Source organism: Paracoccus sp. (in: a-proteobacteria), assembly GCF_046289755.1.
Lineage (GTDB): Bacteria > Pseudomonadota > Alphaproteobacteria > Rhodobacterales > Rhodobacteraceae > Paracoccus.
The window spans coordinates 36,404-52,639 of the sequence record NZ_JBKBVD010000025.1 but is presented as its reverse complement, the minus strand read 5'-3'; the positions used below and the strand labels follow the sequence as shown (position 1 = coordinate 52,639).

The 16,236-nt window shown below is 67.7% G+C and carries 18 protein-coding genes; 9 read left to right on the top strand and 9 right to left on the bottom strand.

Going from position 1 to position 16,236, the window contains the following annotated elements:
* Positions 1-3: 3 nt before the first annotated feature.
* Positions 4-816, bottom strand: a complete 813-nt coding sequence (locus tag ACK41U_RS11070; RefSeq protein ID WP_409679788.1) for a protein-disulfide reductase DsbD domain-containing protein — start codon at positions 814-816, stop codon at positions 4-6.
* A gap of 104 nt (positions 817-920) precedes the next feature.
* On the opposite strand from ACK41U_RS11070, the gene ACK41U_RS11065 reads away from it, so the two are divergent.
* Positions 921-1,502, top strand: a complete 582-nt coding sequence (locus tag ACK41U_RS11065; RefSeq protein ID WP_409679785.1) for a YqgE/AlgH family protein — start codon at positions 921-923, stop codon at positions 1,500-1,502.
* A gap of 204 nt (positions 1,503-1,706) precedes the next feature.
* Here ACK41U_RS11065 and map read toward each other — a convergent pair whose 3' ends face one another.
* Positions 1,707-2,504 (bottom strand): type I methionyl aminopeptidase, encoded by a 798-nt coding sequence (gene map, locus ACK41U_RS11060; protein ID WP_409679782.1) that lies wholly within the window; start codon positions 2,502-2,504, stop codon positions 1,707-1,709.
* A gap of 102 nt (positions 2,505-2,606) precedes the next feature.
* Here map and ACK41U_RS11055 point away from each other — a divergent pair, with 102 nt between their 5' ends.
* On the top strand, positions 2,607-3,347 hold the full coding sequence (locus ACK41U_RS11055) for a competence/damage-inducible protein A (RefSeq protein ID WP_409679779.1): 741 nt from the start codon (positions 2,607-2,609) through the stop codon (positions 3,345-3,347).
* A complete protein-coding gene (locus ACK41U_RS11050) occupies positions 3,344-4,069 on the top strand; it encodes a GNAT family N-acetyltransferase (protein WP_409679776.1) in 726 nt (241 codons plus the stop codon). The genes ACK41U_RS11055 and ACK41U_RS11050 overlap by 4 nt, the downstream gene beginning before the upstream one ends.
* 3 nt (positions 4,070-4,072) lie before the next feature.
* Here the strand turns inward: ACK41U_RS11050 and ACK41U_RS11045 are convergent, their stop codons facing one another.
* The 3 genes from ACK41U_RS11045 to ACK41U_RS11035 form a co-directional block, all read right to left on the bottom strand.
* Positions 4,073-4,930, bottom strand: a complete 858-nt coding sequence (locus tag ACK41U_RS11045) for a tryptophan 2,3-dioxygenase (protein WP_409679773.1) — start codon at positions 4,928-4,930, stop codon at positions 4,073-4,075.
* Positions 4,927-6,198: a DUF4202 family protein gene (locus tag ACK41U_RS11040; RefSeq protein WP_409679769.1), complete on the bottom strand. Its 1,272-nt coding sequence runs from the start codon at positions 6,196-6,198 to the stop codon at positions 4,927-4,929. Before ACK41U_RS11040 ends, ACK41U_RS11045 begins: the two co-directional genes overlap by 4 nt.
* An 89-nt stretch (positions 6,199-6,287) precedes the next feature.
* Positions 6,288-7,334, bottom strand: coding sequence for an NAD(P)/FAD-dependent oxidoreductase (locus tag ACK41U_RS11035; RefSeq protein WP_409679766.1), 1,047 nt, complete (start codon positions 7,332-7,334; stop codon positions 6,288-6,290).
* A gap of 28 nt (positions 7,335-7,362) precedes the next feature.
* Here ACK41U_RS11035 and mnmD point away from each other — a divergent pair, with 28 nt between their 5' ends.
* Positions 7,363-8,052, top strand: a complete 690-nt coding sequence (gene mnmD / locus ACK41U_RS11030; RefSeq protein WP_409679763.1) for a tRNA (5-methylaminomethyl-2-thiouridine)(34)-methyltransferase MnmD — start codon at positions 7,363-7,365, stop codon at positions 8,050-8,052.
* Positions 8,053-8,115: 63 nt separating this feature from the next.
* Here mnmD and ACK41U_RS11025 read toward each other — a convergent pair whose 3' ends face one another.
* Together ACK41U_RS11025 and ACK41U_RS11020 are read right to left on the bottom strand one after the other, a co-directional pair.
* The gene (locus tag ACK41U_RS11025; RefSeq protein WP_409679760.1) at positions 8,116-8,841 is read right to left on the bottom strand and encodes a rhomboid family intramembrane serine protease; all 726 of its coding nucleotides are present in this window, start codon (positions 8,839-8,841) and stop codon (positions 8,116-8,118) included.
* 4 nt (positions 8,842-8,845) lie between these two features.
* A complete protein-coding gene (locus tag ACK41U_RS11020) occupies positions 8,846-9,268 on the bottom strand; it encodes an META domain-containing protein (RefSeq protein ID WP_409679757.1) in 423 nt (140 codons plus the stop codon).
* Positions 9,269-9,465: 197 nt separating this feature from the next.
* Here ACK41U_RS11020 and ACK41U_RS11015 point away from each other — a divergent pair, with 197 nt between their 5' ends.
* Both ACK41U_RS11015 and ACK41U_RS11010 read left to right on the top strand, forming a co-directional pair.
* Positions 9,466-10,401: an ABC transporter ATP-binding protein gene (locus ACK41U_RS11015; RefSeq protein ID WP_409679754.1), complete on the top strand. Its 936-nt coding sequence runs from the start codon at positions 9,466-9,468 to the stop codon at positions 10,399-10,401.
* 5 nt (positions 10,402-10,406) lie between these two features.
* Positions 10,407-11,168, top strand: coding sequence for an ABC transporter permease (locus ACK41U_RS11010; RefSeq protein WP_409679791.1), 762 nt, complete (start codon positions 10,407-10,409; stop codon positions 11,166-11,168).
* 23 nt (positions 11,169-11,191) lie between these two features.
* On the opposite strand, the gene ACK41U_RS11005 is transcribed toward ACK41U_RS11010, so the two are convergent.
* Both ACK41U_RS11005 and ACK41U_RS11000 read right to left on the bottom strand, forming a co-directional pair.
* A complete protein-coding gene (locus ACK41U_RS11005) occupies positions 11,192-11,677 on the bottom strand; it encodes a hypothetical protein (RefSeq protein WP_409679752.1) in 486 nt (161 codons plus the stop codon).
* Between the two features lie 58 nt (positions 11,678-11,735).
* Positions 11,736-12,086, bottom strand: a complete 351-nt coding sequence (locus ACK41U_RS11000; RefSeq protein ID WP_409679749.1) for a dihydrodipicolinate reductase — start codon at positions 12,084-12,086, stop codon at positions 11,736-11,738.
* Between the two features lie 111 nt (positions 12,087-12,197).
* Between ACK41U_RS11000 and rimO the strand changes: the two genes are divergently transcribed.
* Genes rimO through ettA form a run of 3 tightly spaced genes read left to right on the top strand, consistent with a single transcriptional unit; the run spans position 12,198 to position 16,171 of the window.
* A complete protein-coding gene (rimO, locus tag ACK41U_RS10995) occupies positions 12,198-13,565 on the top strand; it encodes a 30S ribosomal protein S12 methylthiotransferase RimO (RefSeq protein ID WP_409679746.1) in 1,368 nt (455 codons plus the stop codon).
* Positions 13,540-14,460: a sulfotransferase family protein gene (locus tag ACK41U_RS10990; protein ID WP_409679743.1), complete on the top strand. Its 921-nt coding sequence runs from the start codon at positions 13,540-13,542 to the stop codon at positions 14,458-14,460. Before rimO ends, ACK41U_RS10990 begins: the two co-directional genes overlap by 26 nt.
* Positions 14,461-14,515: 55 nt before the next feature.
* Positions 14,516-16,171 carry an energy-dependent translational throttle protein EttA gene (gene ettA / locus ACK41U_RS10985; RefSeq protein WP_409679740.1) on the top strand — a complete coding sequence of 552 codons (1,656 nt, stop codon included), beginning with the start codon at positions 14,516-14,518 and terminating at the stop codon, positions 16,169-16,171.
* The last annotated feature ends 65 nt before the right edge of the window (positions 16,172-16,236 follow it).

Here is a 16,236-nt window from a genome sequence, read left to right as displayed (position 1 = left end):
CGCCTAGGGCGTCAGGCGGCAGCCAAGCGTTTCCACCGCCTCATCCGCGCCGATCACGGTCAGGCGCAGTGCGCGCGGGTCCAGCGGAAAGGGCGCCGCCTCGGGGCCGACCAGTTCGGCCACGGCGAAGGTGCCATCGGGCCGCGTTTCGATCTCGGCGCCCGAAACCCAGAGGTCGGGCTTGCCCTCGACCTCGATCGCAGCCAGTTCGGGCGCGGCCAGTCCGGGCGCGGCGCCGGTCAGGGCCATCTCGACCCGCAGCCCGTCGGCGATGTCGCTGATGCGGCAGTCGGGCAGGTCGGCGATCAGCCGGGGCGTTTCGTCCATCGCCGCCATGATGCGGCGGTCGGGGGCGCCGCCCGGCTGCGGCGCCGAGAGGTCGAGATGGGCGGGCACGCAGATGTTCTCGCACAGGCCCAGCTCGATCTGGCTGGTCAGGCCGATCGGCTTGCCGGCCTGCTGCGGGCTTGCGGTGAAGGGCAGCAGCAGACGGTCATGGTAGCCCAGTTCCTGCGACCCGCCCGAATTGATGGCCTCGGGCGCTGGCCAGTGAAAGGTGATCCGGTCCAGATTGTCCGACCCTTCCCAGCCAAAGCTGGGGGGCAGGCCGCTGTCGCCGGGACTGCGCCAATAGGTTTTCCAACCCGGCTCCAGCACCAGCTCCAGCGCCGACACGCGGGTGCCATCCGGGTCGGTCCAGCCGGGCAGAATGCGCGCCGAGACGAGGCCAAGCGGCATGTCCCCGGCCCCGGTCTGGGCCGCACCGGGCGCGGCCAGAAGCAGCGTGCTGATCAAAAGGGCAGAAACTCGTGTCATGCCCTCAGCCTTATCCGCGACGGGGGCGCGATGAGAAGTCACAAAGCCGCGTGCGGCTTGCAACTTCTGCGCCGCGCACCGATCTTTGATGAAAAGGAGTGATGATGACGCTGGACGTGCAGACCCCGAACCTGACAGGCAAGATCCTGATCGCGATGCCCGGCATGACCGATCCGCGCTTTCAGCGCGCGGTCGTGCTGGTCTGCGCACATTCGGACGAGGGCACGATGGGGCTGATGCTGAACCGCCCCCTGCCCGAGATCGCCTTTGGCGACCTGCTGGAGCAACTGGGGATCGAGGCGGATGACGGCGCCCGGCGGATCGAGGTCTGCTTTGGCGGTCCGGTCGAACCCGGTCGCGGGTTCGTGCTGCACAAGGTGCCCGAACATGGGACGGACCCGGAAGGACGGCTTCGGATTTCGGGCGGTCTGGCGATGACCACAACGCGCGACATTCTGGAGGATCTGGCCTCTGGCTCGGGCCCGGAGGCGGCGGTGCTGGCGCTTGGCTATTCGGGCTGGGGGCCGGGGCAGCTGGAGGCCGAGATGCTGGCGAATGGCTGGCTGACGGGCAACGGGGCGGAAGAGCTGATCTTTGATCCGTCGCATGACGAGAAATGGAGCCGCGCATTGCGGGCACAGGGCATCGACCCGTCGCTGTTGTCAGGCACGGCAGGTCGCGCCTGATTGCGTCCCGCGAAGTCCCGGGGGGTTGCACCCCCCGGACCCCCTGCGCGCCCCGCCCCGCTCATGCCCTGAGCGCACAGCATCTGACCGAAGCCGCATGTCGCACGACTCCCGCATTTTGCCTTGGCTGAAATATCCTCGGGGGGTCCGGGGGGCGAAGCGCCCCCGGCCTTCGCGGGACGCAAAATGCGATGCCCGTGCCGCTCAGTCCAGCGTGGGGAAAAAGCGGTCGGACGGCGTGAAGATCTCGCACCCGTCTGCCGTGACGCCGACCGAGTGTTCGAACTGCGCCGACAGCGACTTGTCGCGGGTCACGGCGGTCCAGTCATCGGCCAGCACCTTGGTTTCGGGGCGGCCAAGGTTGATCATCGGCTCGATGGTGAAGAACATCCCTTCCTCAAGCGCCGCGCCACGACCGGGACGGCCGAAATGCACCACGTTCGGCGGGGCGTGGAACACCTTGCCGATGCCATGGCCGCAGAAGTCGCGCACCACCGACATGCGCCGCGCTTCGGCATAGGTCTGGATCGCGTGGCCGATGTCACCGAAAGTGGCGCCGGGGCGCACCGCCTCGATCCCCTTCATCAGCGCGTCATGGGTCACCTGCAACAGCCGCTGCGCCTTGATCGAGGCGCGGCCCGCCACATACATGCGGCTGGTATCGCCATACCAGCCATCCACGATCACCGTCACGTCGATGTTCAGGATGTCGCCATCCTGCAACAGCTTGTCGCCGGGAATGCCGTGGCAGACGACATGGTTCACGCTGATGCAGCTGGCATGCTGATAACCGCGATAGCCGATCGTGGCCGAGGTCACGCCCAACTCGGCGATCCGCTCGCGGATATGGTCGTCCAGCGCGCCGGTGCTGACGCCGGGCTGCACCTTCGGGCCGATCTCGTCCAGGATCTGTGCGGCCACGCGGCCGGCCCTGCGCATGCCGTCGAAATCGGCGGGCATGTGGATACGGATGCCCTCGCGGGTGATGCGGCCTTCGTCCATGGCAGATCCTTTCGTCATTGCGCCTAGATAGACGCGATGCCGCACTTGTTCCAGCCCCGCGCGCGGGCATAAAGGGAGGCGAGATAAGCGAAAGGGCAGCGCATGCAGTCGGACAATCCCACCGTGGCAATTCTGGTGATCGGCGACGAGATCCTCTCGGGCCGCACGCGCGAGGGCAATGCCCATCATCTGGCGCAGGTTCTGTCGGCGACCGGGTTCGATCTGCGCGAGATCCGGGTCGTCTCGGACGTGCATGAACAGATCGTCGCCGCGATCCGGGCGCTGGATGGCAGCCTCGGCGGTGCATATGATCTGCTGTTCACCTCGGGCGGCATCGGCCCCACGCATGACGACATCACCGCCGATGCCGTCGCCGCCGCCCACACCACCACGGTCGAGATCCACCCCGAGGCCCGCGCCCTGTTGCAGGCCCGCTGCCAGCGCATGGGGGTCGAGCTGACCGAAAACCGCCTGCGCATGGCCCGCATTCCCGTGGGGGCCACGCTGATCGACAATCCCGTCTCGGCGGCACCCGGTTTCTCGATCGGCAACACCCATGTCATGGCCGGTGTCCCCGAGGTGTTCCGCGGCATGGTCGACTGGCTGTTGCCGCGCCTGTCGGGCGGGCGCCCGGTGCAGTCGCTGTCGGTCGAGGTGCGGCGCGGGGAAAGCGATGTGGCCGAGGATCTCAAGGCCGTGGCCTCTGATTTCGCCGACCTGTCTCTGGGCAGCTATCCGTTCCATGACCCGTCGGGCTGGGGCACCAATCTGGTCGTGCGCGGCCTCGATGCCGCGCGGGTGGCCGAGGCGATGGCGGCGCTGAAGGCGCGGCTGAGCCTGTGACCGACGCCGCTCTGGCCCATGCCTTCGAGGCAAGCTGGCCCCCCGCCGAGGCGGCGCGGGCGGGCGGCTTTGTCGTCGGGCGTGGCGCGGGGGCCGGGGGGCGGGTCAGTTCCGCCCGCGCCGATGGCGCGTGGTCCGGCGCGGATATTGACGCCGCCGAGGCGCTGCATGCGCGCTGGAACCAGCGCCCGCTGTTTCGCGCATGGGATCAGGACCACGCGCTGATCGGCGCGCTTGAGGCGCGCGGCTACCGCCCCGAGATCCCGACGCTGGTGTTGGAGGCGCCGGTGGCCCGCCTGACCGACCGTCCGCTGCCACGGGTCACCACCTTTGCCATCTGGCCGCCGCTGGCGATCCAGCGCCAGGTCTGGGCGGCGGGCAGCATCAATCCCGCGCGGCAGGCGGTGATGGCGCGGGTGGTGCTGGACAAGACGGCGCTGCTGGGCCGTATCGAGGACCGGGCCGCCGCTGCCGGTTTTGTCGCGCGGTCGGGCGATGTGGCGATGCTGCACGCGCTGGAGGTTCTGGCGCCGTTCCGGCGCAAGGGGCTGGCGGGCTGGATGCTGCGTCAGGCGGCGTTCTGGGCGGCAGAAGGCGGCGCCAGCCGTCTGGCCCTTGCCGTCAGCCGCGCCAACCAGCCCGCGCAGGCGCTGTATCAGCGGCATGGCTTTGCCGAGGTTGCCAGCTATGCCTATTACGCCCGCCCCGAGGCGCGGCGCTGAGCGTCACAGCTCGCTGCGCAGATCCCATAGGTCGGGAAACAGCACCACGTCCAGCATCCGGCGCAGATAGCTGACCCCCGAGGTGCCGCCCGAGCCGCGCTTGAAGCCGATCACCCGTTCGACGGTGGTGACATGGTTGAAGCGCCAGCGGCGAAAGTAATCCTCGAAATCGACCAGCTTTTCGGCCAGCTCATACAGCTCCCAATGCAGCGACGGGTCGCGGTAGATCTGCGCCCATGCGGCGCGGGCAAGGGGATCGGGGGCGTGGGGCTGGTCCAGCGCCGCGCGGGACGGCAGATCAAACCCCGCTGCCGCTACCCGCGCCAGAACCTCGTCATATAGCGAGGGGCGCGTCAGTTCGGCCCGCAGAGGGTCGGCCAGATCGGGGCGGTGGGCATGGGGCGCGATCATCGCCGGATTGCGGTTGCCTGCGACGAATTCGATCATCCGGTACTGGGCCGACTGAAAGCCGCTGCTTTCGGCCAGCGCCGGGCGGAACCGCTGATACTCGCTGGGGGTCATGGTGCGCAGCACGTCCCATGCGGAATTCAGCTGCTCCATGATCCGGGCGACGCGGGTCAGCATCTTGAAGGCCGGGCGCAGATGGCCGGTGGCGATCAGGTCGCGCGCCGCGCCCAGTTCGTGCAGCGCCAGCTTCATCCACAGCTCACTGGTCTGGTGCTGGATGATGAACAGCATCTCGTCATGGGCGTCCGACAGCGGGTGCTGTGCTGCCAGCAGCCGGTCGAGGCCCAGATAATCGCCATAGGACATGCGCCCGTCGAACGACATCCGCGCGCCCTCGGCCGAGGGATCATAGGCGGGCAGGGCGGTGGGCAGGGTCCCCGGTTGATCGGTCATGCCTGCCGCTCCAGCTCGGTGCGCAGGGCGCGGGCGATCAGTTCGGGCACCTCGGGGGCCAGCCCGATCGGGTCGAGGCGCGGGCCGTCAAAGCCCGCCTCGTCCAGCGCTTCGGGCAGGTCGTCCTGCACATGTTCGGCACGCAGGGCGAACAGCGGCAGGCTGACCGCCTGACCCAGATCGCGCGCGGCCTCGGCGATGAAAGGCTCCTGTTCGACAAAGCCTGTGACCACGCGCGCGAAATGCGGTGCGATCAGGTCGGCCAGCGCGCGGGTGATATTGGCGCTGCCCTGCGAGCGTTGCGAGCCATGCGCCGACAGCAGCAGCGTCGTGTCCTCGGGCGCCCAGCCCTGCGCATGGGCGGCCTCCTGCGCCTTGGCGACGATCAGTTCCGGCAGGCCGGGATCGGCGCCGAAGGGTCGGGTGATGATGGCGCCGGGCGCGCCCGCTTCGGTCAGGCGGCGGGGCAGTTCGGTGCCGGTGAACCAGCCCTCGGCCATGAACATCGGATAGATCAGGCTGCGCGAGGTCGCGGCCGCCGACAGCGCGCCGGGCATGGCCAGCGTGGCGCCGCGCACCTCAAAACCCGGCAGGTGGGTGGCGACAGCGGCGGCCAGATCCTCGATCGCCTGTTGCTGCGGGCCGGGATCGCCCGGCTGGCCATGCGAGACGATGACGGCGCGGTCGATCGCCGGATTTGCTTCGGTCTCGGCGAAATAGGCGGCGAAGGCCTCGGGGATGTCGAACTCGGCCAGCGCGCGGGCGCGCGCCTCGGGCGACATCTTGCGGGCGGTCTTTTCGATGATGCGCGGCAGCTTGTGGTCGGGCTGGGTGGGCGCGAAATCGCCCAGATACCAGCGGATGAAGGTAAAGCAGATCACGTCTTCCAGCGCCTGCACCTGCGGATCGCGCTTGATGCCCTGCTTGGTCAGCAGCTTGCGCGCGCGGTCGGTCTGATCGGCGTCATAGCCCGCCTCGGCCATGATGCCCGCGACCCGCTCGGCATGGCGGCGGCCCTGTTCCTGACGCCATTGCAGATAGCCGGGGCGGCCTTCGGGATAGGCGCTCCGCGGCAGGGTCCAGCGTTCGATATGCTGGCCCCGGCAGGCGATGCGCAGCACGTCCGAGGCGTCGGGGAACAGCCTGATCTGCTCGGCCGTCATGCGCTGGCCGTACAGCAGTTCGGCGGGGGTGCCGTCCTGCAGATTGGGGTCTTTGGCATTGGCCGCGTCGATGGCGGCGAAGGCGTGGTCCAGCTTGGGGGTCATCGGTGTCTCCGGGCTTTGGGGCAGTCTGGCCCGTGGGCGGCAGCGAGGCAAGCGTCGGGTTTGCTTTGGGTATTTGGGCAGTCAAGAGGTCAGGGCAGGGCGAACAGCGGCGGCAGGTCCGTGTCGCCGTCGAGGATCAGGCGGGCGGCGCGGTCGGCGATCAGCGGCGCCATGCCAAAGCCGATCTTGAAGCCGCCATTGGCGATGACATGGCCGGGGCGCCCCGGCCAGGGCGCAAGGAGGGGCGCACGCGAACGGGCGCGGGGGCGGATCCCGGCCCAGATGTCGAGGACCGGCGCATCGGCCAGCGCCGGGCAGATCGCGCGGGCGCGGGTCAGCAGCGCATCGGCCTGATCGTCGGGGCGGTCGTGGTCATAGCTGTTTTCCGAGGTCGAGCCGATGGCCGTGGTGCCATCGGCATGGGGCACGATATGCAGCCCGTCGGCAAAGACCTGCGGCTGGTCGGGGGCGGCGAAATCCAGCAGCAGCGACTGGCCCTTGACCCCCTGACCGATCCGGCGCCCCAGATCCTGACCCAGCACCTCCAGCCCCTCGGCGCCGGTCGCCCAGAGCGCCGGGCCGGGGATGTCGCCCTGAACGGGCTGGCCTTCGGTGATCTCGCCACCGAGCGCACGGATGGCTGCGGCAAGGCTGGCGCAGGCGGCGCGGGGGTTCAGGCGGGCGGTCAGGCTGTCCAGCAGCCACAACCCGGTGGGGCTGTCGGGGATCAGCGGGCCCGAGGGGCTGTCGGTCAGGCCCATCGTCAGGGGGGCGGGCCAGTTGCGGGCGGCGGCCCCGATGCGGTCTGCCATCCGGTCTGCCGTCGCCATATCGGGGATCGGTTGCAGCCGTCCGGTGCGGCCATAGCCTGAGGGCAGCCCCGATGCGGCCTCGACCGCGGCCCAGAACGGCGTGGCGGCCAGCAGGCTGTCCAGTTGCAGCGCCTTTTTCGGGTTCCAGTTGTCCGGCGCATGGGGGGCCAACGCGCCGACATGGCCGCCCGATGAACCTGCACCGACATGGCGGGCCTCGATCACGCGGACGGGTGCGCCCCGGCGGATCAGGGCGAAGGCGCAGGCGAGGCCGAAGATGCCGGCGCCGATGACGGTGACCGGGACGCTTGGGGGACTTGTCACGGCAGCGGTCCTTCCCTAGCTGGCGGTGATGGATCAGATAGCCGATCAGCACGGGAATGACGAGCCGCAGCTTGAATGGCGCGAGGGCGGCGTGCCGGTCTCGACCCGGTTCGACGATCCCTATTTCAGTCTGGCGGGCGGCTTGGCCGAGACGCGGCATGTGTTTCTGGACGGCAATGACCTGCCCGCCCGGCTGCGCCCCGGCTTTCACGTGGCCGAGCTGGGCTTTGGCACCGGGCTGAATTGTCTGGCGCTGGCAGCGGTGGCGCGGGTGCCGGTGCGGATGACCAGTTTCGAGGCGTTCCCGATGAGCGTGGATCAGCTAGCGCGCGCGCATGCGGCGTTCCCCGAACTGGCAGCGCTGGCCGAGGAATTGCGCGCGGGGTGGGGGCAGCCGCAGATAACGCCGCAGATCATGGTGGGGCAGGTCGAGCTGACCCTGGTGCTGGGCGATGTGCGCCAGACGCTGCCCGGCTGGCAGGGGCATGCGGATGCGTGGTTCCTTGACGGCTTCTCGCCCGCCCGCAACCCTCAGATGTGGTCGGCCGAGGTGATGGCGGGCGTGGGCGCGCATACCGCGCCGGGGGGGACATTTGCGACCTATACGGCGGCGGGCCATGTGCGGCGCGCCTTGCAGGAGGCGGGCTTTACGGTCGAGCGCCGCCCCGGTTTCGGCTTCAAGCGGCACATGAGCGTGGGGCGCCGGGTCGGGGCATAGCCCCGGCGGGCGGGCTGCCCCTCGATGGGGCAGGACGCGCGCGGCCCCGCCCCCGGCAAGGGTCTAGCGCCGGATGCGGGGAATGCGGCTGGCGGTATAGCGCGTCTCGGGATGCGGCGGGTGGCCATGGGTGCGCGCCCAGAAGCGCGGCCCCCCAAGGCGCAGGAACAGCGGCAGCGCCAGTGCCAGACCCGCCGCAAAGCCGCCCGCATGGGCCCAGTAGGCGACCCCGCCCTGACCGCCCGCCACCGTGAACCCGCCCAGCAATTGCAGCGCGAACCATGCCCCCAGCATCACCCATGCGGGCAGGGTGAACACCTTGAAGAAGACGATGAAGATCGCCAGCACATCGACCCGCGCGCGCGGAAACAGCAGCAGATAGCCGCCCATCACCCCCGCGATCGCGCCCGACGCCCCCACCATCGGAATGCCCGAGACCGGGTCGGTGGCGATCTGCGCCGCCGCCGCCAGCAGCCCCGCCGCAAGGTAGAAGGCCAGAAAGCCCGCATGGCCCATCTGCTCTTCCAGATTGTCGCCGAAGATCCACAGAAACAGCATGTTGCCGCCCAGATGCAGCAGGCCCGCATGCAGGAACATATGGCTGACAAGCCCGGTCAGCATCTCGCCCTGCGTGACCGCCACCGGATAGAGCGCCAGGCGCAGCCACAGCCCCTCGCCGCCCTCGCTGCCGGGCAGGGTCAGCAGATACATCACGACATTCGCCGCGATCAGCGCCCAGGTGACAAAGGGCGTGCCCTCTGATGGGTTGTGATCGCGGATCGGGAACATCGGCTCAGGCGTCCGGGGTCAGCAGCAGCCGGGTCCGGGTGCCGTCGCCTAGCGCGATCTGGCCCGCCTGGGCGCCGGGGGCTGCCGTCGTCACCGCCTCCAGCGCGGACAGAAAGGCGGTTTCTGCCGCCATGCGACCGTCGTCAAGGCAGGCCATGCGGGTCGCGCCCACCGCGCCGATCGCCAGCGATGCGGCGTCCTGTTCAAACCCCGCGAAATAGCGGTTGCAGGGCGCCTGTCCGGCGATGCGCCCGGCCTCGGGGATTTCCAGGGTCACGCCTTCGGGCGCGGCCATGCCGTCGATCTGGTGGACGAGATAGCTGCTGCCGGGTGCCAGCATCGCGCCCGTACCGGGCGCCTCGCGGTCACAGGCGGACAGGGCGAAGAGGCCCAGAACGGCGGCAGGCAAAAGGCGCAAACGGGACATGCCGTCCCTCCTTGATCAGGTCATGTTTGCGCGACTGTGGCCGAGCCGGGCCGGGGCCGCAACCCGTCTTGCCGACCCCTCACGCGCGCTTGTTGGCGGCTGGGGGCCGGGTATTTGGGCCGCGAAGAAGCCATGGTGCTGGTAACCTCGCGGCGGCGTGCTTATCTGGCGCCTCAGGTCTGACGAAAGGGCGCAGCATGGGCGCGATTATCGAGATAGAGCGGCTCTCGAAAGAGTATGGCGGCGGCACCAAAGCGCTGGACGATGTGAGCCTGACGATCGACGAGGGCGAGATCATCGCCCTGCTGGGGCCGAACGGGGCGGGCAAGACGACGCTGATCTCGATCATCTGCGGGCTGGTGGTGCCGACCGGCGGCACCGTCCGGGTGGCCGGGCACGACATCCGCACCGACTGGCGCGCCGCGCGCCGCCTGATCGGGCTGGTGCCGCAGGAAATCGCGCTGGAGCCGTTCGAGACGGTCATCAACACGGTCCGCTTTACCCGCGGGCTGTACGGGATGCCGCAGGATGACGCCTATCTTGAACGGATCCTGCGGGCGCTGTCGCTGTGGGACAAGCAGGGTGCGGCGACGCGCGAATTGTCGGGCGGCATGAAGCGCCGGGTGCTGATCGCCAAGGCGCTGTCGCATCAGCCCAAGGTGCTGTTTCTGGATGAGCCCACAGCCGGGGTCGATGTCGCCCTGCGCCGCGAGATGTGGCAGGTCGTGGGCGATCTGCGCCGCGAGGGCGTGACCATCATCCTGACCACGCATTATCTGGAAGAGGCCGAAGAGATGGCCGACCGCATCGGCGTCATCGCCAAGGGCCGTCTGCTGCTGGTGCGCCCCACCGCCGAGCTGATGGGCGAGTTCGGGCGCAAGACGCTGACGGTGGAACTGGACGCGCCGCTGACAGCGATCCCGGTGGAATTGCAGGGCCGGGGGCTGGAACTGGCCGCAGACGGGCGCACGCTGCGCTTTGATTACGACACACGGGCCGAGCGGACCGGCATTGCCCGGCTGCTGGGCGATCTGGCCGCGCGCGGGATCACGGTGCGCGATGTCTCGACCCGGCAGACCAGCCTTGAAGAGGTGTTCATGTCGCTGGTCTCGGAACCGGAGGAGGCGGCATGATGGCCATCAACTGGCGCGGCGTGGGCGCGATCTTTCACCACGAGATGACGCGGTTTTTCCGCACGATCTGGCAATCTCTGGCCTCGCCGGTGCTGTCGACGGTGCTGTATTTCGTGGTCTTTGGCGCCGCCATCGGCGGGCGCATCGAATCGGTCGAGGGGGTGGCCTATGGCGCTTTCATCGTGCCCGGCCTGATGATGCTGACCGTGCTGCAGCAATCGGTCGCCAATGCCAGCTTCGGGATCTATTTCCCCAAGTTCAGCGGCACGATCTATGAATATCTCGTCTCGCCCGTGGGCTGGATCGAGGTCACCATGGGCTTTGTCGGGGCTGCTGCGGTCAAGTCGCTGCTGATCGCGGTGGTGATCCTGCTGACCAGTTTCGCCTTTGTCGGCGTGCATATCCTGCACCCGTTCTGGCTGCTGGCCTTCATGACGCTGTCGGCACTGGGCTTCAGCCTGCTGGGCTTTATCATCGGGCTGTGGGCCAAGTCCTTCGAGCAGCTTCAGATCGTGCCGATGATGGTGATCATGCCCTTGGTCTTTCTGGGCGGCGCCTTCTATTCGGCCAGCATGCTGCCGCCCTTCTGGGAGGGCGTGGCCAAGCTGAACCCGGTGCTTTACCTGATTTCCGGTGTGCGCTGGTCGTTCTTTGGCCTGGCCGATGTGCCGGTGGGCACCTCGCTGTTTGCCGTGGGGCTGATGGTGGTGGTCTGTCTGGGCATCATCCGCTGGATCTTTGCCACCGGCTGGCGGCTGCGGGACTGATCCGCAGCAACCGGGGCGGCGGCCTAGTTGCGGCGGGTGCGCTGCTCATGGGTCCGCAGGCTGTCGCAGATGCGCGCCTGCGGGTCCAGCCGGACATAATCCTGCGCCGTGATGACGTTCATGTTGATCGAGCGGTTCCAGCCGCCGAACCAGCGGTCGCGGATGCCCGCGCGATAGTAATTGCCCATGATCTGATCGACATAGGGCGGGATGATCCGGGTGCCGGGCAGACGCGGCGCGTGAAAGCCGATCGTCGCATGCGGCCCCAGGCAGGCATTGGGCAGCGTGGTCAGCATCGTGCAGGCGGACCTGCAATAGCCGCGGATCCGCACCTCGCGCCCCGAGCGGCCCAGTTCCTCGCGCGTCTGCACCATCTGCATGACATTGCCGCCGCGATGGTTCCAGACATCGGTATAGGGTCCGTTGCGCTGGATGCCAGAGGATTGCGCCGCGGCAGAGCCAGCCAGCGCGGCGATCAGGGGCAGGGCGAGGGAGAGGGCGCGTTTCATGCCCGTCTTATCCCCCGGCGCCCGCGCGCAGGGAAATCACGTTCCGGCGACGCGCGCCTCAGCGCAGGCGCAGCGTCGCGCTGTCGCCCGTGCCCCGGTCGGCGGTAAAGCGCAGCCGGTCGCCGTCGCGGATCACCAGCTGGCAGTTGAGCGGCCAGCTCTGGCGGCCCCAGCCAAGCGTGCGGCAGAACCAGCCGCCCTCGTCCCAGCTCCAGCTGCCGGTGACCTCGCGGCCAAAGGCGCGGCCGGTGATCCGGCCGTCGGGGATCACGCTCAGGGTGATGCCGGTCGCGGTCAGGCGGCGCTGATCGACCAGCGACAGAAAATCGGCGCGTGTGGTGATGCGTTCGGCCATGGCCTGTGCGGGCAGGGCCAGCGCCAAAGTCAGGGCAATCAGCAGGCGGATCATGGGGCAACCTTCCGGTCAGGGCGTCTGCGCCAGCCACGCAAGGACCCGCGCAAAAGTTGCGCCGGTGCGTTGCGTCTTTTCGTGCGACCGCGAATCGCTTATGTGCGGCGGATGCAGCAGAACCCGCCCGATCTTCGCCCCGATCTAGCCCGCGCCCGCATCCCTGACGATCGCCGGGAGGGCCAGCCGACCATTGGCATGGTCAGCCTCGGCTGCCCCAAGGCGCTGGTCGACAGCGAACGCATCCTGACCCGCCTGCGGGCCGAGGGCTATGCGATCAGCGCCGATTATCACGGCGCCGATGCGGTGGTGGTGAACACCTGCGGCTTTCTGGACAGCGCCAAGGCCGAATCGCTGGACGCCATCGGCGAGGCCCTGCGCGAGAATGGCCGCGTGATTGTCACCGGCTGTCTGGGGGCCGAGCCTGATTACATTACCGGCGCCCACCCCAAGGTTCTGGCCGTCACCGGCCCGCATCAATATGAACAGGTGCTGGATGCGGTCCACAAGGCGGTGCCGCCCTCACCCGATCCGTTCATCGACCTGCTGCCTGCCAGCGGTGTCAGCCTGACCCCGCGCCATTACAGCTATCTGAAGATTTCCGAGGGCTGTAACCACAAGTGCAAGTTTTGCATCATCCCCGACATGCGCGGCCGTCTGGTCAGCCGCCCGGCCCATGCCGTGATGCGCGAGGCCGAAAAGCTGGTGGCTGCGGGTGTGCGCGAACTGCTGGTGATTTCGCAGGACACCAGCGCCTATGGGCTTGACCGCAAGCACGGGACCGAGCGTGGCCACCGCGCCCATATCACCGATCTGGCGCGCGATCTGGGCTCACTTGGCGCGTGGGTGCGGCTGCATTACGTCTATCCTTATCCGCATGTGCGCGACCTGATCCCGCTGATGGCTGATGGATTGGTGCTGCCCTATCTGGACATCCCGTTCCAGCACGCCCACCCGGACGTGCTGCGGCGCATGGCCCGGCCTGCCGCGGCGGCGAAAACGCTGGACGAGATCGCGGCGTGGCGCGCCGTCTGCCCCGACATCACGCTGCGGTCCACCTTCATCGTCGGCTATCCGGGCGAGACCGAGGCCGAGTTCCAGACCCTGCTGGACTGGCTGGATGAGGCGCAGCTGGACCGGGTCGGCGCCTTCCAGTACGAAAACGTGAAAGGCGCGCGGGCCAACGATCTGCCCGACCATGTCGACCCGCAGGTCAAGCAGGACCGGTTCGAGCGCTTCATGCAAAAGGCGCAGGCGATCAGCGCGGCCAAGCTGGCGGCCAAGGTCGGCCAGCGGATCGAGGTGATCGTCGATGAGGTGGACGCGGATGGTGCCACCTGCCGCACCAGGGCCGATGCCCCCGAAATCGACGGAAATCTCTTTATCGACGAAGGGTTTGACGCCCTCAAACCCGGCGATATTGTGTCGGTGACAGTGGATGAGGCGGGCGAATATGATCTCTGGGGAACACTCGGCTGAACAGGACCAGATCACGCGGCTTGTGACCACGCTGACCGTCAGCCCGGCCTTTGATCCGCAGGGCCAGCCGCGCAAGCCCGGCGCGCTGTGCATCGGCGCGCAAAAGGCGGGCACGAGCTGGCTGGCGCAGATGCTGGGCCAGCACCCGCAGGTCTGGATCCCGCCCTTCAAGGAGGTGCAGTATTTCAACCACCTGCATATCCCTGAACACCGCCGCTGGATCGGCTGGCACTATCGCAACAAGCCGCAGGAAATCCGCCAGCGTCATATCACCCGCAAGGTCGATCTGGCGCCCGAACTGGACGCCTATCTGGACGCGATCACCAGCGGCAAGATGTTCCACAATCAGTGGTACAAGCGCGTCTTCGCCCCCGCGCCCGCCCATGCCCTGCCGATGGATTTCACGCCCGAATATTCCGGGCTGCCGGACGTGGGGGTGCAGGCGGTCCGCGATCTGCTGCCCCGCGCAAAGGTGATCTATCTGATCCGCCATCCGGTCGACCGGGCCGTCTCGCAACTGCGCATGAACCTGCGCCGGGAAAAGCGCCTGCCGGTGACGCTGGACGACTGGCTAACCGAGGTGGCCAACCCGGTGCTGGACGAGCGCGGTGATTACGCGACCTATCTGCCGCGCTGGCTGGCGCGCTATCCCGACATGCTGGTCATCCCCTTCGGCCACATCGCCCGCCAGCCGCACAAGGTCATGGATGCGGTCGAGGCGCATCTGGGGATCGGCCCGTGCTTTTACGGCAACCTGACTCAGAAGGTCTTTGCCAACCCTGCGGGCCTGATGCCGCCTGCGCAGGCGATTGCCGCGCTGGAGGACCGGCTGGCGCCTCAGGTCGATGCCATCCGCGACCTGATGGGCGCCGATTTCGCGGACGCCATCCGCTGACCTTTCATCATCCTGCCTGATCGCCTACAAGACGGCAAATTTACAGGAGAGTCCCATGGCGTCCTATCAGTTCGTCTACCATATGGACGGCGTGTCCAAGACCTATCCCGGCGGCAAGAAGGTCTTTGAGAACATCCGTCTGAACTTTCTTCCCGGCGTCAAGATCGGCGTCGTGGGCGTCAACGGCTCGGGCAAATCCAGCCTGATGCGCGTGATGGCCGGCATCGACAAGGATTTCACCGGCGAGGCCTGGGCCGCCAAGGGCGCGACCGTGGGCTATCTGCCGCAGGAGCCGCAGCTGGACGAAACGCTCGACGTGCGCGGCAACGTGATGCTGGGCGTGGCGGCCAAGCAGGCCAAGCTGGACCGCTACAACGAACTGGCGATGAACTATTCGGATGAGACCGCGGACGAGATGTCGGCGCTGCAGGATCAGATCGACGCAGAAAACCTGTGGGATCTGGACAGCCAGGTCGATGTCGCGATGGAGGCGCTGCGCTGCCCCCCCGACGAGGCCGATGTCGCAACCCTGTCGGGCGGCGAACGCCGCCGGGTCGCCTTGTGCAAGCTGCTGCTTGAGGCGCCCGACATGCTGCTCTTGGACGAGCCGACCAACCACCTGGACGCGGAAACCATCGCCTGGCTGCAAAAGCATCTGATCGAGTACAAGGGCACGATCCTGACCGTGACCCACGACCGCTATTTCCTGGACGACATCACCAGCTGGATCCTGGAACTGGAGCGTGGCCGGGGTTTGCCGCACGAGGGCAATTACTCCTCGTGGCTGGAGGCCAAGGCCAAGCGCGTCGCGCAGGAAGCGCGCGAAGACAAGTCCAAGCAGAAGGTGCTGGAGCGCGAACTGGAATGGATCCGCGCCGGTGCCAAGGCCCGTCAGGCCAAGCAGAAGGCCCGCGTCAACGCCTATAACGAGATGGCGAACAAGACCGAAAAGGAACGCATCGCCAACGCCCAGATCATCATCCCCAATGGCGAACGCCTCGGCGGCAAGGTGATCGAAGTGACCGGCCTGAAAAAGGCCATGGGCGACAAGCTGCTGATTGAGAACCTCGATTTCACCATCCCCCCCGGCGGTATCGTCGGCGTGATTGGTCCCAACGGCGCGGGCAAATCGACGCTGTTCCGCATGCTGACCGGGCAGGAGCAGCCCGACGAGGGCACCATCACCCTGGGCGACACGGTGCAGCTGTCCTATGTCGACCAGTCCCGCGACGCGCTGGCCGATGGCAAGAACGTCTGGGAGGAAATCAGCGGCGGCGCCGAGCTGATCGCGCTTGGCGATGCGACGATGAACAGCCGTGCCTATTGCAGCGCCTTCAACTTCAAGGGCGCCGATCAGCAGAAGAAGGTGGGGCAGCTGTCGGGCGGTGAACGCAACCGCGTGCACATGGCCAAGCTGCTGAAATCGGGCGGCAACGTGCTGCTGCTGGACGAACCGACCAACGATCTGGATGTGGAGACCCTGCAGGCGCTGGAAGCGGCGCTGGACGATTTCGCGGGCTGCGCGGTCATCATCTCGCACGACCGCTTTTTCCTCGACCGTCTGTGCACGCATATCCTGGCCTTTGAGGGCGACGCCCATGTCGAATGGTTCGAGGGCAACTTTGAAGCCTATGAGCAGGACAAGATCCGCCGCCTCGGCCCGGATTCGGTCAACCCCAAGCGGGTGAAATACAAGAAATTCACCCGCTGATCCCATCGCGGGGCCGGGTTTGCGCAGGGCGTCCGAGAGGGCGCCCTGTGGCATTTGGCGCGGCG